At 68.3% G+C, this 21,892-nt stretch carries 24 protein-coding genes; 10 read left to right on the top strand and 14 right to left on the bottom strand.

Translation table 11 applies throughout. The features are described from left to right. Positions 1-7 precede the first annotated feature (7 nt). The 3 genes from AC1MBE_RS07255 to AC1MBE_RS07265 form a co-directional block, all read right to left on the bottom strand. Positions 8-910 carry a carbohydrate ABC transporter permease gene (locus AC1MBE_RS07255; RefSeq protein WP_479781945.1) on the bottom strand — a complete coding sequence of 301 codons (903 nt, stop codon included), beginning with the start codon at positions 908-910 and terminating at the stop codon, positions 8-10. After that, positions 907-1,872, bottom strand: coding sequence for a carbohydrate ABC transporter permease (locus tag AC1MBE_RS07260; RefSeq protein ID WP_479781947.1), 966 nt, complete (start codon positions 1,870-1,872; stop codon positions 907-909). Before AC1MBE_RS07260 ends, AC1MBE_RS07255 begins: the two co-directional genes overlap by 4 nt. A 136-nt stretch (positions 1,873-2,008) precedes the next feature. Then, the gene (locus AC1MBE_RS07265) at positions 2,009-3,298 is read right to left on the bottom strand and encodes an ABC transporter substrate-binding protein (RefSeq protein ID WP_479781949.1); all 1,290 of its coding nucleotides are present in this window, start codon (positions 3,296-3,298) and stop codon (positions 2,009-2,011) included. 133 nt (positions 3,299-3,431) lie between these two features. On the opposite strand from AC1MBE_RS07265, the gene AC1MBE_RS07270 reads away from it, so the two are divergent. Continuing rightward, positions 3,432-4,160 carry a FadR/GntR family transcriptional regulator gene (locus AC1MBE_RS07270; RefSeq protein ID WP_479781951.1) on the top strand — a complete coding sequence of 243 codons (729 nt, stop codon included), beginning with the start codon at positions 3,432-3,434 and terminating at the stop codon, positions 4,158-4,160. Here the strand turns inward: AC1MBE_RS07270 and AC1MBE_RS07275 are convergent. Then, complete coding sequence (locus tag AC1MBE_RS07275; protein WP_479781953.1) at positions 4,157-5,188, bottom strand: aldo/keto reductase; 1,032 nt, start codon at positions 5,186-5,188, stop codon at positions 4,157-4,159. The genes AC1MBE_RS07270 and AC1MBE_RS07275 overlap by 4 nt on opposite strands. A gap of 11 nt (positions 5,189-5,199) precedes the next feature. Then, positions 5,200-6,072, bottom strand: coding sequence for an NAD-dependent epimerase/dehydratase family protein (locus AC1MBE_RS07280; protein ID WP_479781955.1), 873 nt, complete (start codon positions 6,070-6,072; stop codon positions 5,200-5,202). 148 nt (positions 6,073-6,220) lie between these two features. Here AC1MBE_RS07280 and AC1MBE_RS07285 point away from each other — a divergent pair, with 148 nt between their 5' ends. The 4 genes from AC1MBE_RS07285 to AC1MBE_RS07300 all read left to right on the top strand — a co-directional run bounded on the left by AC1MBE_RS07285 (position 6,221) and on the right by AC1MBE_RS07300 (position 8,517). Then, positions 6,221-6,685 (top strand): universal stress protein, encoded by a 465-nt coding sequence (locus tag AC1MBE_RS07285; protein WP_479781957.1) that lies wholly within the window; start codon positions 6,221-6,223, stop codon positions 6,683-6,685. Between the two features lie 80 nt (positions 6,686-6,765). Further along, positions 6,766-7,467 (top strand): hypothetical protein, encoded by a 702-nt coding sequence (locus tag AC1MBE_RS07290; protein WP_479781959.1) that lies wholly within the window; start codon positions 6,766-6,768, stop codon positions 7,465-7,467. Next, a complete protein-coding gene (locus tag AC1MBE_RS07295; RefSeq protein ID WP_479781961.1) occupies positions 7,464-8,141 on the top strand; it encodes a hypothetical protein in 678 nt (225 codons plus the stop codon). The genes AC1MBE_RS07290 and AC1MBE_RS07295 overlap by 4 nt, the downstream gene beginning before the upstream one ends. Before the next feature lie 115 nt (positions 8,142-8,256). Next, positions 8,257-8,517, top strand: a complete 261-nt coding sequence (locus AC1MBE_RS07300) for a DUF6480 family protein (protein ID WP_479781963.1) — start codon at positions 8,257-8,259, stop codon at positions 8,515-8,517. Between the two features lie 225 nt (positions 8,518-8,742). Here AC1MBE_RS07300 and AC1MBE_RS07305 read toward each other — a convergent pair whose 3' ends face one another. The 3 genes from AC1MBE_RS07305 to mgtA form a co-directional block, all read right to left on the bottom strand. After that, a complete protein-coding gene (locus tag AC1MBE_RS07305) occupies positions 8,743-9,156 on the bottom strand; it encodes a DUF302 domain-containing protein (RefSeq protein ID WP_479781965.1) in 414 nt (137 codons plus the stop codon). Between the two features lie 3 nt (positions 9,157-9,159). Next, entirely contained in the window at positions 9,160-10,509 is a 1,350-nt protein-coding gene (locus AC1MBE_RS07310) for a phosphoribosyltransferase family protein (RefSeq protein WP_479781967.1), read from the bottom strand. A 99-nt stretch (positions 10,510-10,608) separates the two neighbouring features. Beyond that, entirely contained in the window at positions 10,609-13,356 is a 2,748-nt protein-coding gene (gene mgtA / locus AC1MBE_RS07315) for a magnesium-translocating P-type ATPase (protein ID WP_479781969.1), read from the bottom strand. Between the two features lie 308 nt (positions 13,357-13,664). Between mgtA and AC1MBE_RS07320 the strand changes: the two genes are divergently transcribed. After that, positions 13,665-14,399, top strand: a complete 735-nt coding sequence (locus AC1MBE_RS07320) for a GAF and ANTAR domain-containing protein (protein WP_479781971.1) — start codon at positions 13,665-13,667, stop codon at positions 14,397-14,399. Between the two features lie 2 nt (positions 14,400-14,401). Here the strand turns inward: AC1MBE_RS07320 and AC1MBE_RS07325 are convergent, their stop codons facing one another. The 3 genes from AC1MBE_RS07325 to AC1MBE_RS07335 form a co-directional block, all read right to left on the bottom strand. Then, positions 14,402-15,085, bottom strand: a complete 684-nt coding sequence (locus tag AC1MBE_RS07325; RefSeq protein ID WP_479781973.1) for an esterase/lipase family protein — start codon at positions 15,083-15,085, stop codon at positions 14,402-14,404. Next, positions 15,082-15,882 (bottom strand): alpha/beta fold hydrolase, encoded by an 801-nt coding sequence (locus AC1MBE_RS07330; protein WP_479781975.1) that lies wholly within the window; start codon positions 15,880-15,882, stop codon positions 15,082-15,084. Before AC1MBE_RS07330 ends, AC1MBE_RS07325 begins: the two co-directional genes overlap by 4 nt. Before the next feature lie 82 nt (positions 15,883-15,964). Next, complete coding sequence (locus AC1MBE_RS07335; RefSeq protein WP_479781977.1) at positions 15,965-16,312, bottom strand: cupin domain-containing protein; 348 nt, start codon at positions 16,310-16,312, stop codon at positions 15,965-15,967. A gap of 134 nt (positions 16,313-16,446) precedes the next feature. Between AC1MBE_RS07335 and AC1MBE_RS07340 the strand changes: the two genes are divergently transcribed. Then, positions 16,447-16,683, top strand: coding sequence for a hypothetical protein (locus AC1MBE_RS07340; protein WP_479781979.1), 237 nt, complete (start codon positions 16,447-16,449; stop codon positions 16,681-16,683). Positions 16,684-16,702: 19 nt separating this feature from the next. Here AC1MBE_RS07340 and AC1MBE_RS07345 read toward each other — a convergent pair whose 3' ends face one another. Together AC1MBE_RS07345 and AC1MBE_RS07350 are read right to left on the bottom strand one after the other, a co-directional pair. After that, positions 16,703-17,116 carry a VOC family protein gene (locus AC1MBE_RS07345; protein WP_479781981.1) on the bottom strand — a complete coding sequence of 138 codons (414 nt, stop codon included), beginning with the start codon at positions 17,114-17,116 and terminating at the stop codon, positions 16,703-16,705. 158 nt (positions 17,117-17,274) lie between these two features. Then, positions 17,275-17,841, bottom strand: a complete 567-nt coding sequence (locus AC1MBE_RS07350; protein WP_479781983.1) for a type 1 glutamine amidotransferase domain-containing protein — start codon at positions 17,839-17,841, stop codon at positions 17,275-17,277. A 231-nt stretch (positions 17,842-18,072) separates the two neighbouring features. Between AC1MBE_RS07350 and AC1MBE_RS07355 the strand changes: the two genes are divergently transcribed. Continuing rightward, positions 18,073-18,324 (top strand): DUF2630 family protein, encoded by a 252-nt coding sequence (locus tag AC1MBE_RS07355; protein ID WP_479781985.1) that lies wholly within the window; start codon positions 18,073-18,075, stop codon positions 18,322-18,324. 27 nt (positions 18,325-18,351) lie between these two features. On the opposite strand, the gene AC1MBE_RS07360 is transcribed toward AC1MBE_RS07355, so the two are convergent. After that, entirely contained in the window at positions 18,352-19,053 is a 702-nt protein-coding gene (locus tag AC1MBE_RS07360) for a FadR/GntR family transcriptional regulator (protein WP_479781987.1), read from the bottom strand. Positions 19,054-19,187: 134 nt separating this feature from the next. Here AC1MBE_RS07360 and AC1MBE_RS07365 point away from each other — a divergent pair, with 134 nt between their 5' ends. Next, positions 19,188-20,579: an SLC13 family permease gene (locus AC1MBE_RS07365; RefSeq protein WP_479781988.1), complete on the top strand. Its 1,392-nt coding sequence runs from the start codon at positions 19,188-19,190 to the stop codon at positions 20,577-20,579. A 71-nt stretch (positions 20,580-20,650) separates the two neighbouring features. Continuing rightward, complete coding sequence (locus AC1MBE_RS07370) at positions 20,651-21,892, top strand: CaiB/BaiF CoA transferase family protein (RefSeq protein WP_479781990.1); 1,242 nt, start codon at positions 20,651-20,653, stop codon at positions 21,890-21,892.

Genomic DNA, 21,892 nt, shown 5'->3' on the forward strand with positions numbered 1-21,892 from the left:
CTGCTGCCTAGCCCTTGGTCGCGCCGGCGGTCAGGCCGGACACGATGTACTTCTGCGTGAAGAGCGCAATGATCATGATCGGGATGGTGACCACAGTGGCGGCCGCCATCAGTCCGCCCCAGTCGATGCTGGCGTAGGAGACGAAGTCGAAGATCGCCACCGGCAGGGTCTTGGTCTTGGAGCCGGAGAGCACCAGGGCGAACATGAAGTTGTTCCACGAGAAGATAAAGGACAGGATCCCGGCGGTGGCGATGCCGGAGACGGACAGCGGCAGGGTGATGCGGCGGAACGCGCCGATCGGGGTGAGGCCGTCCACCTGGGCCGATTCCTCCAGCTCCAGCGGCAGCGAATCGAAGTAGCTCATCATGATGTAGACGATCAGCGGCAGCGCGACGAACATGTGGCTGAGGATCAGCACCTCGAAGCCGCCCACCATCTTCAGGTTGGAGAAGACGTAGTACCAGGGCACCAGCAGGGAGACGCCCGGGATGACGCGGGCCATCAGGACCACGAGGGCCGAGCGGTGCATGGTGAAGCGGCTCATCGCGTAGGCCGCGGGGACGCCGAGGACCAGCGACAGGGCGGTGGAGACGAACGCCACCCAGAAGCTGTTGAAGATGAAGATGAAGTAGTTGTTCCGCTGCAGCACGTTGGCGTAGTTCTCGCCGGTGGGGGTGAAGAGGAACGACTTGGCCGTGTCGTAGATGTCCACGTTGGTCTTGAAGGAGGCCAGCAGCATCCAGAACAGCGGGGCGATCAGGAACAGCACCACCGCGACCAGCGCGACGACCCGGAAGGCCTTGTAGGCGCGGGTGGCCAGCGGCTTGCGGCGGCGCGGGGCCTTCGCTTCCGCCGGCGCGGCGGGGGTCAGGGGTTGGGTGTTTCCGGTGTTTTCTGACAGTACGGTCATTTGCTTACCGCTTTCTTGCGCATGGTCAGCAGCCACATGGTGCCGATGATGATCATGAAGAACAGGATCAGCACCGCGGAGGAGAGCCCGTACTGGTTGTAGTCGAAGCTCAGGCCGTAGGCGTAGACATTGAGCGTTTCCACCTCGTGGAAGGAGCCGCCACCCTTGCCCTTGGTGGCGTAGAGGATGTCGAAGGTCTTGAGGGCGTCGATGCCGCGCAGCAGGATGGCGACGATCACGGTCGGCATCATGAGCGGCAGGGTGATGAAGAAGAAGCGCTGGAAGGCGTTGGCGCCGTCCATCCGGGCGGCCTCGTCGGGCTCTTCGGAGAGCGAGGTCAGGCCGGCGAGGAGGATCAGCACGACCATCGGGGTCCACTGCCAGACGTCGATGAAGATGGTGGTGCCCAGTGCGGTGTCCTGCCCGGCCAGCCACGGCTGCGCCGGGATGCCGACCATGCTGAGCAGCTGGTTGACGAAGCCGATGTTGGGGTCGAAGATCAGCCGCCACATCATGCCGACGGCCACGGGGGTGGCGACGAGCGGCAGCAGGATGGCGACCCGCACCCACTTTTCGCCGCGGAAGGGGCGCCACAACAGCAGCGCGATGCCCATGCCAAGAACAACCTCGCAGACCAGGGCGACACCGGTGAACGACATGGTGCGGCCGACGGCGGGCCAGAAGCGGTCGACGTCGGAGAGCACCGTCAGGTAGTTCTCCAGGCCGACGAACTCGGAGGCGGCGCGGACCGAGCCCTGCGAGTCGGTGAGGCTCAGGTACAGGGTCCAGGCCAGCGGGAAGACGATCAGGACGCCCACGAAAATCATGGCCGGCGCGGCGAAGAGCCACTTGCGGTGCCGGTTGGCCCAGGCGGAGAAGTTTTGCCGCGGGCCGGGCGTGCGGGCCGCGGCGCGGCCGGCGCCGCGGGCGGTATCGCCGCGGGAGGTGTTCAGTACAGACATGGTTCACCTAAGGAGTTGGGGGTGAAGTGAAGAGCGTGGCCCGGCGGGACGGCGGCTGGGCAGCCGTCCCGCCGGGCTTGATGCGTCAACAGTGCGCGTGTAGCAGTGGGCGCGTCAGGCGCTGGGCGCCGGGGCGCTACTTCTTTTCGCTGTCGAGGAACTTCTGGAAGTCCTCGTTGGCCGCGTCGGCCGCAGCCGAGGCGTCGGCTCCGGTGATCGAGGCGACGATCGGCTCACCGACGATTTCGCGGGCCTTGCCCACCGTGATGACCTCGGGCCGGTCGTGGCCCACACCGTTCTTGGCGCTCGTGGCGATGGCCTCGGCCAGGTCCTTCGGGTAGGTGGAGGTTCCGGCCGGGTCAGCCCAGACCGAGGCGCGGGGACCGGGGACGCCGGCCTTCTGCGCCGCGAGGGTGCGTTCCTTGCTGGTGGCCCACTGGATGAACTTCCACGCGTTGTCCTGGTTGCCGGAGGCCTGGTTGATGGCGAGGCCCCAGGACGGGATGTTGTACGGCTTGGAACCGGCCGGACCGGCAGGCAGGGCGGCGAAGCCGACCTTGTCCGCGACCTTGGACTTGGCCGGATCGGTGGCGTTCTTGTAGAGCGAATCGGCCTCGGTGTAGAAGGCCGCCTTGCCCTGGGTGAAGATGGCCATCGCTTCCGGCCAGCTCATGTCGGTGCTGACGTTCTTGGGGCCGTAGTTCTTGATCAGGCCGCCGTAGAAGGCGTAGGCCTTCTTGGCCTCCTCGCTGCCGACGGTGGACTTGCCGTTTCCGTCGGTGAAGTCGCCGCCGAAGCTGTAGAGGAAGCTGGAGAACTGGGTGACGGCGGCAGACTTGGCCGTGCGTGCCACGAAGCCGGCAGTGTCGGGGTTGGCTGCGGCGATCTTCTTCGCGGCGGCCTGGAGTTCGTCCATGGTCTTGGGGACCTCGACGCGGGCGGCCTGCAGCAGGTCCTTGCGGTAGTAGAGGACCTCGCGTTCGGTGATGATCGGCACGCCGACGACCTTGCCGTCGACGGTGCTGGCCTTGACCGGGCCCTCCTGGTAGTCCTTCCAGTCCCAGTTCGCGTCGCCGGAGACCTTGGACGTCAGGTCGGCGAGGTAGCCGTTCTTGGCGAACGCCTTGCCCTCCTGGAGCGGGCGGTACATCATAACGTCGATTTCATCGCTGCCGGCGTTGAGCTTGACGTTGTACTGGTCCGACAGCTGGTCCTCGCCGAGCTGGGTGAGTTCGACCTTGAGGCCGGTGGACTTTTCGAATTCCGGAATGGCTGCCTTGATGCCCTCGGTCCACACGTGGTTGGCCAGCGTGACCCGGACCGTGCCGCCGGCCTTGGCATCGCCGCCGCCGCCGCCGCAGGCGGTCAGCCCGAGCGACAGCGCCGCGGCAACGGCCGCGTACTTCACAATTGAACGTCGCTTCATTACGACTCCCTTGTCTTCAGGGCCGGATCAGCTCCAGCCATCCGCGGATGCATCTTTACATCTGCTCTGGAGCGATCTTAGAGAAATAAAGCAGACTTAAACAACCCCTTGCGTCCACCCGTATGATTTATTCATGCAAACCCCAAAGGCGGAGTCTTCAGCTGACCTGCACTCCGTGCTCGTCCAGACGCTGGGGCTCGCCATTGCCGAGGGGAGCCTGGCGCCGCACTCGATCCTGCGGCTGGACGAGCTCGAGGCGCAGCACGGCGTGTCGCGTTCCGTCGTGCGGGAAGCCACCCGGGTGCTCTCCTCCATGGGCATGCTGGCATCACGGCGCCGGCTGGGGACCGTGGTGCAACCCGAGGAATCGTGGAACCTCTATGACCCGCAGGTGATCCGCTGGCGGCTGGCCTCGTCCCGGCGGGTGGACCAGCTGCGCGCCCTGAACGAACTCCGCGGCGCCATCGAGCCGCAGGCCGCCCGGCTCGCCGCCGAACGGGCATCATGGGACACCGGCAGCGACCTCGTCGCCCAGGCCGCACGGCTCTGGGCCGCCGGCCAGCGGGGCAACCAGGACGAGTTCCTGCGGCTGGACATCGAGTTCCACGCCGCCGTGCTGCAGGCCTCCGGCAACCCGATGTTTTCCCAGCTGCACAACCTGGTCGCCGAGGTCCTCACCGGCCGCACCGAGCACGGCTTGATGCCGCACCTGCCGCAGCACGAGGCGCTGCAGCTGCACGTGGACGTGGCCAGCGCCATCCAGCGCGGCGAGACAGACGCCGCCCACGCGGCCATGCGCCGGATCGTGGAGCAGTCCACCGAGGAAATCGGCGACATCTGGTCCAGCCACCAGGGCGTCTAGCGGCCGCCGGCGATCTTCCGGCTCCGCTGTTCCTGGGCCATCGGGCCGTAGGGGTAGACCCCGACGCGCGGACGGCTCACCTCGCTCAGCCGGCTCAGCTCAGCCCCGGTCAGCGCCAGGTCCGCGGCGGCGAGGTTGTCGGCCAGTTGCTCCGGGCTGCGGACCCCCAGGATCACCGAGGTCACCGCCGGTTGCTCCGCCAGCCACGCCAGGGCCACCTGGGCGTCGCTGGCCCCGTGCCGGCCGGCGATCTCATGCACCGCGTCGACGATCTCCCACGTGCGCGGGTCCGCGTTCCTGGCCTCCCAGGCCTCCATGCCGCGCTCGGGGTTCTCGCCCAGCCGGGTGGCTCCGGTGGGCGGCTGGTCCCGGGTGTATTTGCCGGAGAGCCAGCCGCCGCCCAGCGGCGACCAGGGCAGCAGCCCGATCCCGGCGTCGAGCGAGGCCGGCACGATCTCCGCCTCGATCTCGCGGACCAGCAGGCTGTACTGCGGCTGCAGCGTCACCGGTGTGCTCCAGCCGTGGGCCCTGGCCAGGTGGACGGCCTTGGTCAGCTGCCAGCCCAGGAAGTTGGAGAAGCCGTAGTAGGCGATTTTTCCGCTACTGACGGCGTCGTGCAGGAAGCGCAGGGATTCTTCCAGGGGCGTGATGGGGTCCCAGGCGTGCAGCTGGTACAGGTCGATCTGCTCCACCCCGAGGCGGCGGAGCGAATCATCCAGCGCGCGGTTCAGGTGCCGGCGGGAGGTGCCGACGTCGTTGGGGGCCTGTCCCATCGGGAAGCGCCCCTTGGTGGCGAGCACCACCCGGTCCCGGGCCCCCGGCCGGGCGGCCAGCCAGCGGCCAATGATCTCCTCGGAAACCCCCGCGGCGTAGACATCGGCGGTGTCGATGAAGTTGCCGCCGGCTGCGAGATAGCCGTCCAGGATCGCGTGGGACTGTTCCTCGGTGGCCTCGGCGCCGAAGGTCATGGTGCCGAGGGCATAGTTGGAAACGACGGCGCCGCTGGCGCCCAGGGTGCGGTATTCCATGAAACTCCCGCTCAGTCTTCGGTGGGCGTGGTGCGCAGCGAGTGGTAGTTCCGCCAGCTGTGCTCCGGGGCGTAGCCCAGAAGCCGTTTGGCCTTGTCGATCGAGAGCATCGTCTCGTGCTCGCCGAGTTCCTTGACCACTCTGACGTTCGGGAACACCTCGGCAGCGAGTTCGCTGCTGGGGCGGCTCATCACGGTGTCCTCGTTGGCGATGATGAAGGCTTCGAAGCCCGGTTTGCCGTGTTCCAGCGCGCGGGCCACGGCCTGGGCGCCGTCGCGGCCGTCAATGTAGCCCCAGAGGTTCCACTTGCGCAGCAGGGCATCGGCGTCGAACGACGGGAACTCCTCGTAGTCCTCCGGGTCCATCACATTGGAGAACCGCAGCCCGGTGATGCTCAGCGTGGGGTCCCAGCGGGTCAGCTGGATCGCCATCTGCTCTTCGAGGTGCTTGACCAGCGAATAGGTGCTTTCCGGGCGGGCCGGATATTCCTCGTCCACCGGGATGTAGGGAGGGTCGACGTCGAACGGCAGTCCCAGCACCGTCTCGCTGGAGGCGTAGACGATCTTCTTAATACCGGCGCGGCGCGCGGCCTGGAACACGTTGTAGGTGGACTGCATGTTGTTCTCGAAGGTCGCGGCGTCCGGGGCGAGACCGGGGGCCGGGATGGCCGCCAGGTGCACGATCGCGTCGAAGCCCTCATGCCGGTCATCCAGGCCGAGGAGGACGTCGACCACCTGCCCGTAGTTCCGCAGATCCACCCGGGTGAATCCGTGCTCGCGCTCGCCGGCCTGGTCCAGGTTGGTGACCTGGTGGCCGTCGTCCGTGAGCCTGCGGACCACGTTCCTGCCGAGCTTTCCGCTTCCTCCGGTAACTGCAATTCTCATCAGGGTCTCCTCGGTGCTGGGGGGCGGCTGCCGTCCCCCCACCCTAGAACGGACCGCGCCCGGGTGCACCCCGCACCCGCCGGGGCCGCGCCGGCGCGGTGACCTTTGGCCCTAGGCACTGCCGGTGGGAGGGGGCAGGGTGGGGGCCATGAGCGGAGATCAGCGGATAGTCGTGGGCGTGGACGGCTCCGAGTTTTCAACGACGGCACTCCGGCTCGCCGGACGGATGGCCGCCAGCCTGAACGCCCCGCTGGAGGTGATCACGTGCCTTGGCACCTCGGATTTCTTCCTCGCATCCCACCTGCCGGAGGAGCGCACCGCCTCCACCGGCGAGCTTGAGGAGACCGCCAAGCGCCTGGTGGAGCAGTCACTGGAGCGGGCTTTCGGTGATGCCCGCCCCGAACGGCTCACGCGGCAGGTCAAGTTCGGGCCGCCGGCCAAGGTGTTGGTGGACGAGAGCCGGGACGCGCAGCTGCTCGTCGTCGGACGGCGCGGCCAGGGCGGCTTCCTCGCCCAGGTGATGGGCTCGGTCAGCAGCGCTTGCGTGGCGCACGCTCATTGCCCGGTGCTGGTGGTCGGCCAGGAGGCCGGCCAAGGCAAGCCCGGCGAATGAGCGGGCGAACGGCGCAGACCGCCCCGCGAAGGAGCGGGCGAACGGCACAGGCTGCGCCCCGCCCGCCGTTTGCGGCCGGGTTGAAAGGGCCGCTCGCGGCGCTGGCTGCTGCCGCCGCGGCGGCAGGCTACGTCCTTGCCGTCCGGCCTCGCCTGCTGCGCTGGGGCGCCACGACGCAGGAGGCCGCCGGTCCCCTGCCGGGCGACGAACTCGTGCCGACCCCGCGGCTGCAAAGCACCCGGGCCGTCAGCATCGCCGCCCCGCCGGCCGTTGTATGGCCCTGGCTGGTGCAGCTCGGGGCGGGCCGCGGCGGCATGTACAGCTACGACGCTTTGGAGAATGCCGCCGGCCTCGGCATGCACAGCGCTGACCGCATCCTGCCGGAATTCCAGCACCTCGCCGTCGGTGACACCATTCCGTTGTCCCCCGGCGGCGGCATCCCGGTCCGGCGGCTCGAGCCGTCGTCGGTGCTGTCGCTGGGCGGAACCATGGACCCCCGCACCGGGCGGATCACCGGCGCGGGCGACGGAGCGCGGGCGGGAGGGCCGCGGCTGGAGGTGGGCTGGACCTTTGTGCTGCAGCCGCTGGGTGTCCGCAGCACCCGGTTGCTGTCCCGGACCCGCTACGACTACGCACCGCTGCCGCTGGGCATTGCGCTGCGCGTGGTGCTCGAACCGCTGCAGTTCCTGATGGAGCGCCGCATGCTGCTGGGCATCCGCTCCCGGGTGGAGCGCCGGCACCCCCGCGGCAAGCGCCGCCTCAGTCCGGGAGGCACCCGGTGAAATCGGCACAGGCAAGCATTATCGCCGGCATTGTCCTGATGGCGGTCGGACTGCTGTTGCTGCTGGACTTGCTCGGCATTGTCGGGAGCGCCGTCTATCTGCCCGCGCTGATCTTCGCCGCGGTCGGGGTGGTGTTCCTGTCCCTCTTCGTCCGCAGCCGGGAAAACTGGTGGGCGGCGATCCCCGGCTCGGTGTTCCTGGGCCTGGCCGCGGTCATCACCGCCACGCAGTGTCCGGACGGAGGTGCGGGCGCAGCCTTCCTGTTCCTGTTTATGGCGGCCGGATTCGCCGCAGTCTACCTGCGTGAACGGGCCAACTGGTGGGCGTTGATCCCCGCCGGGGTGATGCTCACGCTGGCGGCCATTGTCGCGCTCCCGCAGGAGCTGCAAGGCACCCCCGTCGCCGCTGTCCTGTTCCTGGGCCTGGCGGCCACCTTCGCGCTGATTTCGCTCGTCCCGGTCCGGACGGACGGTCCTCCGGTCCGGATGAAGTGGCCGCTGATCCCGGCCGCCGTCCTCGCCGTGCTGGGAGCAATCTTTGCGCTCCAGGCCACGGCGCTGCTCTTTGCTGCCGAGTTCGCCGTCCCCGCCGTCATGATCCTGGCCGGGATTGCGCTGCTGGTGTACGCCTACCGCGCCCGCCACGACGGGCAGCACAAGGCGCACGGCGCCTAGGGCTCCTTCCCCCGGCCACTTTTCACCCTCATGGCCGGATTCGCGTCCGGACGGCTAGGATTATCAGCATGCTTATTAAGCGTCCAGAGTTACCGAAACTAGGGAAGGCATCACCATGAGCACGTACCATCCGGAAAACGACCCGGCCAACCCGGATCCGCCAAAACCGGGCGGCGGCTCCGCGCGTCCGCAGAGCGTGCCGGGTGCCCCGCAACGCGGTGATCAGGACTCACAGGCTGCGGATCAGGGAGCTTCGCCCAATCCGGACCCGCTCAGCGGCAAAATCACCGGGCTGGAGCCCGGCGGTGGTGTCCCGCCAGGCGAGACGCCGCCGGCCGAGGGCCAGATGAGCCGCGACCAAGGGCACAGCGAGTAACACCCCCTGCCCCCAGCGTTCCCGCCCAGTTGTTGACGGCCGGGGGAGCCAACATACGCCGCGGTCCCCCGCAAGGGCGCGGCTGTCCCCGGCCGCGGACCGGAAGAACTGGGCAGGAACGCCGCGGCGGACCCAGAAACGCCGCATCCCGCCCAACTAGCTCGCAATTATGGCCGTTCTGAGCCCTGACGACGGCAACAACTGCGACCTAGCCGGGCACCGGGCCTAGGAGTCCCCCGCCAACGCGGCCATGGCCGCGCGAAGCCGGGTGCCGGCGTCGTCCGCCACCTCACGGACCGCCGGGCTGTCGCTGAGTTGCACCATGGTCTGCGGGTCGATTGCGTTGACCGTTGTCTCAGCCGCACCCGGGCCGCGACGGACCACCACGTTGCACGGCAGCAGGGCGCCCATTTCCGGCTCGGCGGCAAGGGCACGGCTCGCCAACTGCGGGTTGCAGGCGCCCAGGATCACGTAGTCACCCAGGGCCTGCCCGGCGTCGTCTCCGAGTTTGGCCGCGAAAGTGTCGCGGACGTTGATCTCGGAGAGGATGCCGAAACCCTGCTCCGCCAGGGCGGCGCGGGTCTTTTCGACGGCGTCTGCCCAGCCCAGCGGGACGACGGTGGTGTAGGTGTAGCTCATGGATCACTCCTGGCTTGTCGGTTGGGTCACGGTCAGCAGGTACTTGGCGAACCAGTCCCTGGCGAGGATGGCTGCCGCGGCCAGCGTACCGGGTTCCTCGAACAGGTGGGTGGCGCCCTGGACCACGGCCAGCTGGTTGGGGCACCGCATCATGGCCTTGGCCTTGCGGTTGAGCTCCAGCACCTCGTAGTCGAAGCTGCCCACGATCAGCAGCGTGGGCGCGCGGACGGCGGAAAGCCGCGGTCCGGCCAGGTCGGGGCGTCCGCCGCGGGAGACGACGGCAGCGATCCGGGCGGACGGTTCGGACGCGGACCACAGCGCGGCTCCTGCCCCGGTGCTGGCGCCAAAATACCCGATGGCGCAGGAGGCGGTGTCCTCGCGGGTGCCCAGCCAGTCCGTCGCCGAGGACAGCCTGCGCGCCAGCAGTTCGATGTCGAAGACGTTGGCGCGGTTGCGTTCCTCCGCCGGGGTCAGCAGGTCCAGCAGCAGGGTGCCCAGGCCGGCGCGCTGGAGCACGCTGGCCACAAAGCGGTTGCGCGGGCTGTGCCGGCTGCTGCCGCTGCCGTGCGCGAAAACCACCACGCCGCGGGCCGGCACGGGAAGGTGCAGCTGGCCTTGGAGGCGGACGCCCCGGGACGGGATCTCCACTTCTTCGTCGAATTCCACAGGCTCATCGGATTCCTTCGCCGTCCCGTCCGGGCGGGGCGAATCCCGCAGCCGCCGGGCGGCGGCGTCGAGCAACTGGACCACCTCGTCGTCCTCGGTGGGTGAGAAATCACGGTAGTGGTAGCCGACGGCGGAGAAGTGCCGGGGCGTGGCCAGGCAGACCACCTCGTCGGGCTCGCTCAGGCTGGCGAGGGTGTCGGCCGGCGCCACCGGCACGGCCAGGATCACGCGTGCGGCGCCAAGCTTCCGGGCGATCCGGCAGGCAACCCGGGCGGTGGAGCCGGTGGCGATGCCGTCGTCGACGATCACCGCGATGCGGCCGGTCAGGTCCTGGCGGCCGCGGCCCTTCCGGAACCGTGCCACCCGGTCCTCGAGCACGGCCCGCTCGCGGTCCTCGACGGCCTGCAGTTCCTGCTCGCTGATCCGCGACTGCGCCAGCACGTGCTCTTCCAGCACCCTGGCGCCGCCCTCGCCGATCGCCCCCATGGCCAGTTCGGGCTGGTACGGAAGCCCCAGTTTCCGCACCACAATCACATCCAGGGGCGCGTCCAGGGCGGCGGCAACCTCGAACGCGACCGGGACGCCGCCGCGGGGAAGGCCAAGGACCACGATGTCCTGGCCGCGCAGGTCCGACAGGCGCCGCCCCAGTTGCCGCCCGGCGTCGACCCGGTCTTCAAAAATGCTCATTGTCTTGGCTTTCCAATCGGGCGCCGGCAGTCGGACTCGTCCTGTGATGCGCCCCCAAGCCGGGCATCGGACCAGGTGGCCCGCTTCCTTCACTATCCGTCAGGAGTTCCGGGGATGTGAGGGCCCTTGTACCCGGTTTCCTTTGCGCCGGACGGGCCTGCCCCGCCGGGGCGCCAGCGGGGACCGGCGGGCGTGCCGGGTGGCCGCCGCCGTGGTGCTGAAGCGCGCGGCGCGGCGGGCAACGTGGTGGTCCTTGCCCCGGCGCCGGACCCTGGGCAGCACCGGCGCGGCGGGCTGCTGGGCCGCCCGGGAGAAGAACCATTGCTTCGCCAGTTCCACCAGCACCAGGTACACCACGGTCATCCCCAGCAGGGCAAGGAAGAAGGGCACCGGCAGCGGATCGAAGCCCAGCACGGCGGCGAGCGGGGACAGCGGAAGGTACACGCCCAGGGCCACCACGCCCAGCGAAGCTCCCAGCAGACCCAGGGACGGGCGGCTGCGGAGGAAGGGCACCCGGCGGGTCCGGATCGCAAAGATGATCAGCGTCTGCGTCGCGATCGACTCGATGAACCAGCCGGCCCGGAACTCCCCCGGCACGGCGTCGAAAACGAACAGCATCAGGGCAAACGTCGCGAAGTCGAAGACCGAGCTGATCGGGCCGAAGAGGAACATAAAGCGCCGGATGAAGGCGATGTTCCAGTGGGCCGGTGCCAGCAGCTGCTCCTTGTCCACCCGGTCACCGGGGATGGCCAGCTGGCCGCTGTCGTAAAGCAGGTTGTTGAGCAGGATTTGCCCCGGCAGCATCGGCAGGAAGCTCAGCACTACGGACGCCGTTGCGGCGCTGAACATGTTGCCGAAGTTGCTCGAGGTGCCCATGAGCACGTATTTGATGGTGTTGGCGAAGATCCGGCGGCCTTCCATGACACCGTCGGCCAGCACGCCGAGGTCCTTGTCCAGCAGCACGACGTCGGCGGCGTCCTTGGCGACGTCGGTGGCGCTGTCGACGGAGACGCCGATGTCGGCCTGGTGCAGCGCGAGCGCATCGTTGACGCCGTCGCCCATGAACCCGACCGCTCCGCCGCTCTGGCGCAGCAGCCGGATGATCCGGGCCTTCTGCTCCGGCGAGACGCGGGCGAAGATGCTGGCCTCGCGGGCGGCGGCACTCAGCTCCGGATCGGACATGGCCTCCGCCTCGGCGCCGGTGATGGTCCCCCCGGAGAGCACGCCGAGTTCGTCACAGACCTTCTCGGCGACCTTGGCGTTGTCCCCGGTGGCGATCTTGACCGTGATGCCGAGTGCCTCCAGCCGGTCCAGCGACTCGCGCGCGTTGGCCTTGGGCCGGTCGAGGAAGACCAGGAACCCGGCCAGGACCAGCTCCTTTTCGTCGGCCGGTGCCATGTCCTCCATGCCCGCGACGGCCCGGGTGGCCACGGCCACCACGCGGGAGCCGGCGTCGAACTGTTCATCCAGCAGGGCCTGCACGCTGGCCGGCGTGGCGCCGCACAGTGCCAGGACGTCCTCCGGCGAGCCCTTGGTGATGATCCGGGCGGGGCCGCCGGCGTCGCGGACCAGCACGCTGGTCCGCCGGCGCTGGTGGTCAAAATCGATCACGTCAAGCCTGTCGAAGCGCGCAGGCTCGAACGCCGCGGCCCCCGGCGACTCCCAGAGCGCGGCGTCCAGCGGGTTCTGCCCGACGACGGAGCGCTTCGCCTCCGCGTAGTCCGCCTCGGTGGCGAGCAGCCCCAGGGTGAACAGCTGATCCGGGGACAGGCCGGCGGCCACGGGCAGGGCGGCCGTGAAGCTGATCCGGCCCTCCGTGAGGGTTCCGGTCTTGTCCGTGACCAGGATGTCCATGTCGCCGAGGTCCTCGATGCAGACCAGCCGTTTGACCAGCACCTTGCGTTTGGCCAGCTGCCGGGTGCCCGTGGCCAGGCTGGTGCTGACGACGGCGGGCAGCAGCTGCGGCGTGATGCCGACGGCGATGGCCAGGGAGAAGAGCAGCGAATCGATGACGGGGCGCTGGAGCAGCAGGTTGGCGATGAAGATGAGCGAGGTCAGGACGACCGCCACCTGCAGCAGCAGGAAGGAGAAGCGCTTGAGCCCGAGCTGGAATTCGGTCTGCGGCTGCCGTTCGCCCAGTCCAAGGGCGATCCGGCCGAATTCTGCCCGGCCGCCGGTCGCCACCACCACCCCGGTGCAGCTGCCCGACTGGATCACGGTGCCCATGAACAGGCAGGACGTTAGGTCCCCCAGCGCCGCGCCGCCGGCCACGGGGGCGGGATCCTTGCCGACCGGCAGCGACTCCCCGGTCAGGATGCTTTCGTCGCAAAGCAGGTCCTTGACCGCCAGCAGGCGCAGGTCGGCCGGGACGATCGCGCCGAGCCCCAGTTGCACGACGTCGCCGGGCACCAGTGCGGTCACGTCCACCTCGCGGGCGGTGCCGTCGCGGAGCACGACGGCGGTGTGCGTGACGCGCGAATGCAGCGCCTCGGCCGCGCGTTCGGCCCGGAATTCGTTGCTGAATCCCAGGCCCACGCTGACCAGCAGGATCACACCGATCACGATCGAGTTGGTGGCGTCCCCGAGGGAGAGCGAGAGCCCCGCGGTGACGAGCAGCAGGATCAGGATGGGGCTGCGGAACTGCCGGCCCAGCACGGACCAGCCGCTCGCCGCGTGCGTCCGGACCGCGTTCGGCCCCAGCACGGCGAGCCGTTCGGCGGCCGCCGCGTCGGCCAGGCCGCCCGGGCCCGAACCCAGCAGGTCGAGCACCTCGGCGCCGTCGGCACGGGCGGCGTCGGCAATGGCCAGCGGCGGGGAGGCGGACTCCCGCGTTTCAAGCTGTGGCATACAGAATCCGTCCGATTACCTCGCGATACGGCTAACACTACGGCGGGAGCCGTGGCGAGTCATTGGCGGCTCGACCGGCCGCGGGTGTCGGCGCCGGCCGGGCCGGGAAACGTGGCTGGCGGGTTGCCGAATACCACGGCAAAAGCCGGCCAAAGTCCTGTATATAATTTTTTTCGGTACGGTTTAGCAGAAGGCCGTTGGATAGTTCTTCGATCCGGCTTTGCTGCCGCCACCACCGCCATATTCCGAGCTGTGGGGCGCCGCCCCGCCGGGTCGATTCGACCTGAGCGAAACGGCATCAAGGAATAGTGGTAAGCGAGTCAACGGCAACATCGATCAACCAGCACCTGCAGCAGCTCGTGTTGAACAGCGCCGATGTGGAGGAATTCCTCGGCGAATTGGCCCGGGTTTCGGCGCGCATCCTTTCCGAACCCGGCGACGAAATCCTGTGCGGGATTACCTTGCTCCGGCAGCGGAAGGCCGCCACTGTGGCCAGCAACAGCCCGGCCGCGCAGGCCATGGACGAAATCCAGTACGGCTTTAGCGACGGCCCCTGCGTGACAGCCTCCCGGGAACAGGAGACGGTGCACATTGCCGACCTGGACGAGGACACGCGCTGGCCGCAGTGCGCTGCCCGGGTCCGCGAGTACGGAATGCGCTCCATCCTCGCCGTGCCGTTCCTGCTCGACGGCGACACCAAGGCGGCGCTAAATCTGTATTCGCACAGGCCACACCGCTTCGACCAACGGGCCCAGGAGCTGGCCAGTATCTTCGTAAGCCAGACGACCATGGCGCTCGGGCTGGCCGTGCGTTTCGCGAACTTCAGCGACACGGCAGACAACCTCAAGGCGACGCTGGAGAGCCGCACCGCGATCGACGTCGCGGTGGGCATCATCATGGCGCAGAACCGCTGCAGCCAGGCGGAAGCCTTCGATCTGCTCAGGGCCGCCTCCAGCACCCGCAACGTCAAGCTGCACGCCGTTGCCTCCGCGATCGTGGACGGCCTGGGCCAGGGCCCAGCGAGGACACACTTCGAGGACTAGGCTCACAACGCGGCCGGCGCGGCCGCTGCTTCCAGCACGGTGCGGATGGTCTCCTCGTCGGCCAGGATCCGGAAGTGGCCGCCGGTGTCCAGCTGAACGTTCCGGGCTCCGGGAAGCATGCTTCCCTCCGGGATGTGCGGATCGAACAGTCCGTAGACGGAAGTGATCCGTTCATTGACGCTCTGCTCGCGGGACAACTGGAGGGTCACCGCGTTGCGCGGAGACAGCGCCCGCAGGCTCGGCAGCAGCATGTAGCTGGCGTAGCGGGAACCCAAAAAAGGGGAGCATACCGCTACCATCCGGGTGATGCGCCCCGTCTGGTCCAGCAACATCATGGTGTACTTGCCGATCAGTCCGCCCTTGCTGTGCGCCACAATCATCGTGTCCCTCAGGTCGCTCTCGTGGAGGTAGTCGGCGATCAGCGCCGCAGCCTTCGGCACGGCCAGCCGGTTGCGCTGCAGCAGGGTCACCACATGCACGGGATGGCCCGCGGCGTGCAGCTCCCGGATCAGCGGCAGCATAAAACGCCAGTCCTCGTAGATGCCGGGGATGACGACGACGGGCCGTCCGGTGCCGCTGAGGAACTCGTCGGCGCTGACCCGGGACACCGCACTGCGCAGCTGCCGGCCGGCGGCGTAGGCATAGTCCCGGACCCACCAACCGGCGATCTGCGCCAGAGTGCTCACGCGGTGAACCCTTGGGTCGCTTCGCTTTCGTCGGCTGCAATGCCGGCGAAGGCGAGGATGGAGCCGGCCACCTCGGCGGCGCGGTTGTGCTGGACCACGTGGCCGGTACCGTCGATTTCCAGGAACTGTGACCTGGCTGCCCGGGCGGCGAGGCGCCGGCACCAGTCCGCCGGCGCAACGGGGTCGTTCGCGCCGCGCAGCACGAGGACGGGCGCGTCCACACCGCCGATCCTGTCCTCGAGGCGGTACTCCATCATGATCCGCAGGTTCTTCAGGTACCAGCCCGGTCCGCAGCGGAAGTAGTCGGTCAGGACCAGGGCGTTGGAGGACGGGCTCTCGAAGAACAGGCAGTCGCGGCCCAGGGCCAGGGCCTGTTGTGCCACGGTGCGCCGTTGGTCATTGACCACCGGGCCCATCAGCACCAGGTGCGGAATCCGGGAGGGCTGTTGGCGCTGCGCTTCGACGGCGAACTGCACCCCCATCGAGTGCCCCACTGCGACGAACTCCAGGACGCCCAGCTGTTCCAGTGCGCCGAGGATGTAGGTGGCCTGTTCCGCTGCGGTGAGCGTGTGCTCCGGCGTGGGGGTGGTGCCGAATCCCGGCAGATCGATCGAGTAAGTGTCGACTGACTTGGACAACTGCCCGTGCAGCCGTTGCAGGTAGCGGTGCGAGACTCCGATCCCGTGGATCAGCACGACGGCGGGCGCAGCCGGCCCCGCTCCGGCCGGCCGCCGGGAGGCAAAGACGTGGCCCAGGTGGCCTGCGGCCTCGACCTCAATGCGCGCGGGCCTGCTCATGGTGGATCTCGTTTCTGTCAACGCCTCTGGTAAGTATCTAGTAAGCATACTGACAGACGCTGGGTGCTGGCCGGAGCCGCGGCTAGCTTGGCGCGGGACCGAGCGGCGGGTCAGCGCTTTCCCGCTCCGGGGCAGTCTCCTTGAGCTCAACGAAGATGGTGTGCGTCTCGGTGTCGCCGGTGTTCTCCCCCGAGTGGGACTGCGCGGGCAGCCAGCGCGCCAGCCCGGAGGGGAGTTCGACGTCGACCTCCTGGCCGTGAGCCGACAGCCGGCGGCGGAAACTGCTCAGTGTCACCATCACACTGTCCGGGTGCGAGTGCGGCACCGTCTTCTCTCCCGGGCGGTCCCTGTACTCCAGCACGCGTACGCGTTCGTTTTCGAAGAGCACCCGGTACAGCTCGGGATTTGTCGCCACGGGATCCTGGTCCATGGCGTGACTCTAGACCGGGCCGGTGCGGGGCGCCAGAGCCCACGGACCGCGGCCTGTACTCGGGTGCGGCGCCCGCTGTAGCTTGGAGGGGACATCGCGGGTCGAAGCCCCGCAGGCCAACATCGGAGGAACACATGAGCAGCAAGCCAATCGATCCCGAAGACATCGTCAGCGACGGGGTGGAAGAGGGCGCGAAGCCCGTCCCGCGCGAAGCTGGCGGCCCGGCAGAAGGGGCGGCGCCCACGCCCGGCACATCGGAAGGTCACGCCCCCGGCGAGGGCGACGCGCACAAGGTGCCCGGTCCGGCCGAGGAAGACGACGAAAAGACAGCCGACGACCGCGGCCTCACCACCGACACCACGCCGGACTGAGCCAGCGCCGCCGGCGGCCCTAGCTGGCCGCCGGGGCGATGTTGACCAGCCAGTCCACCCCTAACTTGTCCTTGCACATGCCGAAGGTGTCGCCCCACGGCGCCCGCTCCAACGGCATGGTGACCGTGCCGCCGTCGGACAGCTTGTCCCAATAGCCGCGGAGTTCAGCCTCGTCGGCTCCGCTGAGGGATACCGAGAAGTTGTTGCCGGGCGTGTAGTCCATGCTGTTGGGAGTATCGGCCCCCATCAGCACCAGCCCCTTTTCACCGGTCAGCATGGCGTGCATGATCTTGTCCTGCTCGGCGGGGTCCTCACTGGCCTGGAATTCGGCGAAGGTACTCATGTTCAGCTCCCCGCCGAACACGGAGTGGTAGAACGTCATGGCCTCCCTCGCATTGTCGCGAAAGCCAAGGTAAGGGTTGAGCGTAGTCATATCCGGGACTCCTTGGTAGCGGGTGGCGGCGGGACTGGCGAACGGCAACGCCCGTACCGGCGCAGCTTACAGGCATATCCTGCCCGAAACCGGGCCCACTTCATAGGGCCCGCCCGCCGCCGGGACAGCGGCCCCCGGCGGCCGGCGGCGGCGGCCGGCTAGACGGTCTGGCCGGCGTGCTCGCCCTCGGCGATTTCCTCCAGCAGCTTGTCGTTGAAGGCCGGCAGATCGTCCGGGTTCCGGCTGGTTACCAGGCCCTGGTCGACCACCACTTCCTCGTCGGACCAGTTGGCGCCCGCGTTCTTGAGGTCGGTCTCCAGCGTGTAATAGGAGGTCAGGTTCCGCCCGTTCACCACACCGGCATCGATCAGCAGCCACGGGCCGTGGCAGATTGAGGCCACCGGCTTGTGCTGCTCGAAGAAACCACGGGCGAAGGCCTGGGCATCCTTGTCCGCACGCAGGTGGTCCGCGTTCACGACGCCGCCGGGAATCACCAGTGCGTGGAAGTCGGAGGCGTTGGCCTGGTCGACGGTCAGGTCGACGTCGAACGTCTCCCCCTTGTCCGTCCCGTCGTAGCCCTGCAGCTTTCCGCTCTTGGGTGCCACGAGGGTGGGTTCGCCGCCAGCGTCCTTGACCGCGTTCCACGGGCTGGTCAGCTCAATCTGCTCGACGCCGTCCGTCAGCAGAAACGCGACCTTCTTGCCTGCAATGTTGTGTTCCGACATGTGTCCTCCTCTGGCCAGCGCGAGGGTCCGGCGGCCGTGCGGCCGCTCATGTCCCACGCGGAGAGATTGGTGCCTTACACACTCAACTCTAGGAAGCCGGAAAATAATAAGCAAGCTGATTATGTGGCGGCCTGTCGGGGTCCGCGCACCGGCCGCCCTCTGGTCACGACGCCCGCCCGTGATTACGCTGGCGGGTACGCACAGCTCCAGGACCGCAGGAAGTAGGACACCATGGACGAACGGGATATCCTCCAGCGCATCACCTCCCTGGTGGACGAGGAACGTGAACTCCGGGAGCGGGCCGAATCCGCGAGCCCCGACCATGACCATGTCCCCGACCGGCTGCGGCTCCGGCAGCTCGAAGAGGATCTGGACCAGTGCTGGGACCTGCTGCGGCAGCGCCGGGCCAAGCGGCAGTACGGTGAGAATCCCGAGGAGGCGGAGGCTCGGCCCGTCACTCAGGTGGAGGGCTACGAAAGCTGAGCCCCCTCCCCCCGGCGGGCGCGACCCCTACCTGAGCAGGTCGACGTCGGACACCATGTCGATGTGGGCCATCATGGCCGCGGCAGCGCCGTCGGCATCCTGTGCCCGGATCGCGTCGGCTATCTTCCGGTGCGAGGCGATGGACTGCTCGGGGCGCCCCGGCTGCCCCAAGGATTCGAGCCGCGTTTCCAGGATCATTTCCGCGATGAAGGCCATCAGCTGGCCCAGCACCGCGGAGTGCGCGGCGGCCGTGACGGCCTGATGGAAGAGTTCATCGCCCCGCGCACCCTTTGAGCCGGCGGCCACCTCCTCGGCCATCGCGTCGATCGCCGCGTCAATCGCCTGCATGTCCCGGTCCGTGCGCCGCGCGGCCGCCAGTTCTGCGAGCTTGACCTCCAGGGTGCTGCGGGCCTCGACAATTTCGGGAAGCCTGCTGCGGTGTTCGCGCAGGCCCTTGATCACTGCGGGCACATTCGGGCGGTAGACCAGGACCGCTCCGGTGCCATGCTGGACGTCAATCACGCCAAGCACCTCCAGCGCCACGAGCGCCTGGGCCAGCGTCGCCCGGGAGACCCCAAGGCGTTCCGCCAGGTCCCGCTCGGCCGGCAGGAGGTCGCCGGGGCCCAGCTGGGCCGACTCAATGAAGTCCAGGAGCTGCGCTACGAGCTGCTCATAGAGGCGCGGCCTGGACACACGGGAAATCTCCGGGACCTCAGACTTCTTTGCCATCTTCAACATCCTCCCGTCACAGCGACATGCCCATCCTATCCCCGAGGCGTATTGACAAACTCACCTACTGTCTAAGAGGCTAGGCCAGTAGTCCTGTAATCCACATCACACACTATTCCCCCGGAGGAACAAAGATGTCCGCTCCCGTGCTTTCCATCATCATCCTGGCGGTGATGTTCCTGCTGGCCACGGTGCTGCCCCTCAACATGGGTGCGCTGGCCTTCGTCGGCGCCTTCCTGCTTGGCTCGGTTTTTCTCGGCATGTCCACCAGCGACATCTTGTCCAATTTCCCCGGCGGGCTGTTCCTGACGATCGTCGGGGTGACTTACCTCTTCGCCATCGCGCAGAACAACGGCACCATTGACCTTCTGGTCCGGGGCGCCGTGCGGATGGTGGGCAGCAAGGTGGCCCTCATTCCATGGGTCATGTTCGCCATCACCGCGCTAATCACCGCCGTGGGCGCACTCTCCCCGGCCGCCGTCGCCATCATCGCGCCAATCGCCCTGAGCTTCGCCGCAAAGCACAAGATCAACCCGCTGATGATGGGCATGATGGTGATCCACGGCGCCCAGGCAGGCGGATTCTCCCCGATCGCCGTCTACGGCGTCACGGTCAACGGCATCATCGCCAAGACGGATCTCGCGGCGAGCCCGATGGCCATCTTCCTGGCCAGCTTCTTCTTCAACCTCGTCATCGCGCTTGTGCTGTTCATTGTCCTTGGCGGCAACAAGCTGCTCTCCTCCAAGACCGGCCAGCTCATCGAGCAGGCGGCCGAGACCCGCATGAAGGTCAGCGTCGGCGCCCGCGCGGCCGGCGTCACCCTGCAGGGCTCCGGTTCGGACATCTCCCCCGCCAGTGTCTCCGCCAAGGGCAGCAGCGCGGATTCGTCCGCCGACAGTACTGCCGCCACCTCCGCCGGCGCCCGGGCGACCGTACCGCAGCTCGTCACCGTCGCCGGCCTGATCGCCCTGGCCGTTATCTCGCTCGGCTTCGGGGTCGACATCGGATTCGTCTCCATCACCATCGCCATCATCCTGGCCCTGGTCTCCCCCGAGGCCCAGAAGGGTGCGGTCAACAAGATAAGCTGGTCCACCGTCCTGCTCATCTGCGGCATGCTGACCTTCGTGGGCGTCCTCGAAGAGGCCGGCACCATCAAATTCGTCTCCAACGGCGTCGCCCAGCTCGGCATGCCGCTGCTGGCGGCACTGCTGATCTGCTACGTCGGCGGCATCGTCTCCGCCTTCGCTTCCTCCACCGCCATCCTGGCCGCCCTCATCCCGCTGGCGGTTCCGTTCCTGGCCAGCGGTGAAATCGGCGCCATCGGTGTCATCGCCGCACTCGCCGTTTCCTCCACCATCGTGGACGTCTCGCCGTTCTCCACCAACGGCGCCCTGGTGCTGGCCAACGCGCCGGAGGACGTGGACAAGGACAAGTTCTACAAGCAGATCCTCGCCTACAGCGGCATCGTCGTCGTCGCCGGGCCCGCCATCGCCTGGCTGGTGATGGTCGTCCCGGGCTGGATGTAGCCGTCCCCCCCGACCGGCCGCCGGCGGCACCGACACTGCACAGCTGGAACTGCAAAGACAAAGGATCGATTATGAGCATGGAATCCGACCACCCCGCCGAGGGACCGCTGTCCGGCTACCTCGTGGTGGACCTCAGCCGCGCCCTCGCCGGGCCGCACGCCGGCATGATGCTGGCCGACCTGGGGGCCCGCGTGATCAAGGTGGAGAACCCCGGGACCGGGGACGACACCCGCGGCTGGGGACCGCCCTTCGTGGGCCCCGAGGACGACCTGCAGGCCACCTACTTCCTGTCCTGCAACCGCAACAAGGAGTCCATCGCGCTGGACCTGAAGAGCGACGACGGGCGGCAGGTCCTGCGCGAACTGATCGGCAGGGCCGACGTCGTGGTGGAAAACTTCCGCCCCGGCGTGCTGGACCGGCTCGGATTCTCGACGGCGGACATGCATGCGGTGAACCCGCAGCTCGTGATCCTCTCCATCACCGGGTTCGGACACGACGGTCCGGAGGCATCGCGCAGCGGCTACGACCAGATCCTGCAGGGAGAAGCCGGGCTGATGTCCCTCACCGGCTCCGGCCCGGACGACCCGCAGCGGGTGGGGGTGCCGATCGCTGACCTGCTCTCCGGGATGTACGGCGCGTTCGGCACCCTCGCCGCACTGCTGCAGCGCGAGCGGACCGGCAAGGGCCAGATCGTCCGGACCTCGCTGCTCTCGGCCCTGATCGGGGTGCACGCGTTCCAGGGCACCCGGCAGACCGTGGCCGGCGAGGTGCCGCGCGCCCAGGGCAACCACCACCCCTCCATCGCCCCCTACGGGCTGTTCCACTGCCGGCAGGGCAGGGTCCAGATCAGCGTCGGCAGCGAGAAGCTGTGGAACACCTTCGCCACCACGTTCGGCATCGACACCGCGCGGCCCGAATTCGCCACCAACGCGGACCGGGTACGGAACCGCGAAAAAGTCATCGAGGCGGTGGAGGACGCCTTCGCCGGGTACGAGGCCGAACCGCTGCTGACCAAGCTCAACGAGGCGGGCATCCCGGCCGGCAAGGTCCGGACCCTGGACGAGGTCTACCAGTGGGAGCAGGTCCACTCGCAGGGCCTGGTGGTCGACGTCGAGCACAAGGTGCTGGGAAAGATCAGCCTGCCCGGGCCCCCGCTGCGGTTCTTCGACCAGGGCGACGCGCAGGAGACCACCCTGACCTCGCACAGCGCGCCACCGCTGCTGGACCAGGACGGGGACCAGATCCGCCGCTGGCTGGACAGCGCCACCGGCGTCCCGTCGGCCGCCGGCGCAACGGGCCAGGGCGGCCGCTGA

It is taken from the genome of Arthrobacter sp. BG5 (assembly GCF_056680155.1).

Coding starts and splice junctions, on each gene's coding strand:
- AC1MBE_RS07370 (WP_479781990.1), top strand. CDS start 20,651: ATGAGCATGGAATCCGACCACCCCGCCGAGGGACCGCTGTCCGGCTAC.
- AC1MBE_RS07300 (WP_479781963.1), top strand. CDS start 8,257: ATGAGCACGTACCATCCGGAAAACGACCCGGCCAACCCGGATCCGCCA.
- AC1MBE_RS07360 (WP_479781987.1), bottom strand. CDS start 19,053: ATGGCAAAGAAGTCTGAGGTCCCGGAGATTTCCCGTGTGTCCAGGCCG.
- AC1MBE_RS07260 (WP_479781947.1), bottom strand. CDS start 1,872: ATGTCTGTACTGAACACCTCCCGCGGCGATACCGCCCGCGGCGCCGGC.
- AC1MBE_RS07270 (WP_479781951.1), top strand. CDS start 3,432: ATGCAAACCCCAAAGGCGGAGTCTTCAGCTGACCTGCACTCCGTGCTC.
- mgtA (WP_479781969.1), bottom strand. CDS start 13,356: ATGCCACAGCTTGAAACGCGGGAGTCCGCCTCCCCGCCGCTGGCCATT.
- AC1MBE_RS07280 (WP_479781955.1), bottom strand. CDS start 6,072: ATGAGAATTGCAGTTACCGGAGGAAGCGGAAAGCTCGGCAGGAACGTG.
- AC1MBE_RS07355 (WP_479781985.1), top strand. CDS start 18,073: ATGGACGAACGGGATATCCTCCAGCGCATCACCTCCCTGGTGGACGAG.
- AC1MBE_RS07365 (WP_479781988.1), top strand. CDS start 19,188: ATGTCCGCTCCCGTGCTTTCCATCATCATCCTGGCGGTGATGTTCCTG.
- AC1MBE_RS07275 (WP_479781953.1), bottom strand. CDS start 5,188: ATGGAATACCGCACCCTGGGCGCCAGCGGCGCCGTCGTTTCCAACTAT.
- AC1MBE_RS07345 (WP_479781981.1), bottom strand. CDS start 17,116: ATGACTACGCTCAACCCTTACCTTGGCTTTCGCGACAATGCGAGGGAG.
- AC1MBE_RS07285 (WP_479781957.1), top strand. CDS start 6,221: ATGAGCGGAGATCAGCGGATAGTCGTGGGCGTGGACGGCTCCGAGTTT.
- AC1MBE_RS07310 (WP_479781967.1), bottom strand. CDS start 10,509: ATGAGCATTTTTGAAGACCGGGTCGACGCCGGGCGGCAACTGGGGCGG.
- AC1MBE_RS07255 (WP_479781945.1), bottom strand. CDS start 910: ATGACCGTACTGTCAGAAAACACCGGAAACACCCAACCCCTGACCCCC.
- AC1MBE_RS07340 (WP_479781979.1), top strand. CDS start 16,447: ATGAGCAGCAAGCCAATCGATCCCGAAGACATCGTCAGCGACGGGGTG.
- AC1MBE_RS07350 (WP_479781983.1), bottom strand. CDS start 17,841: ATGTCGGAACACAACATTGCAGGCAAGAAGGTCGCGTTTCTGCTGACG.
- AC1MBE_RS07305 (WP_479781965.1), bottom strand. CDS start 9,156: ATGAGCTACACCTACACCACCGTCGTCCCGCTGGGCTGGGCAGACGCC.
- AC1MBE_RS07330 (WP_479781975.1), bottom strand. CDS start 15,882: ATGAGCAGGCCCGCGCGCATTGAGGTCGAGGCCGCAGGCCACCTGGGC.
- AC1MBE_RS07265 (WP_479781949.1), bottom strand. CDS start 3,298: ATGAAGCGACGTTCAATTGTGAAGTACGCGGCCGTTGCCGCGGCGCTG.
- AC1MBE_RS07335 (WP_479781977.1), bottom strand. CDS start 16,312: ATGGACCAGGATCCCGTGGCGACAAATCCCGAGCTGTACCGGGTGCTC.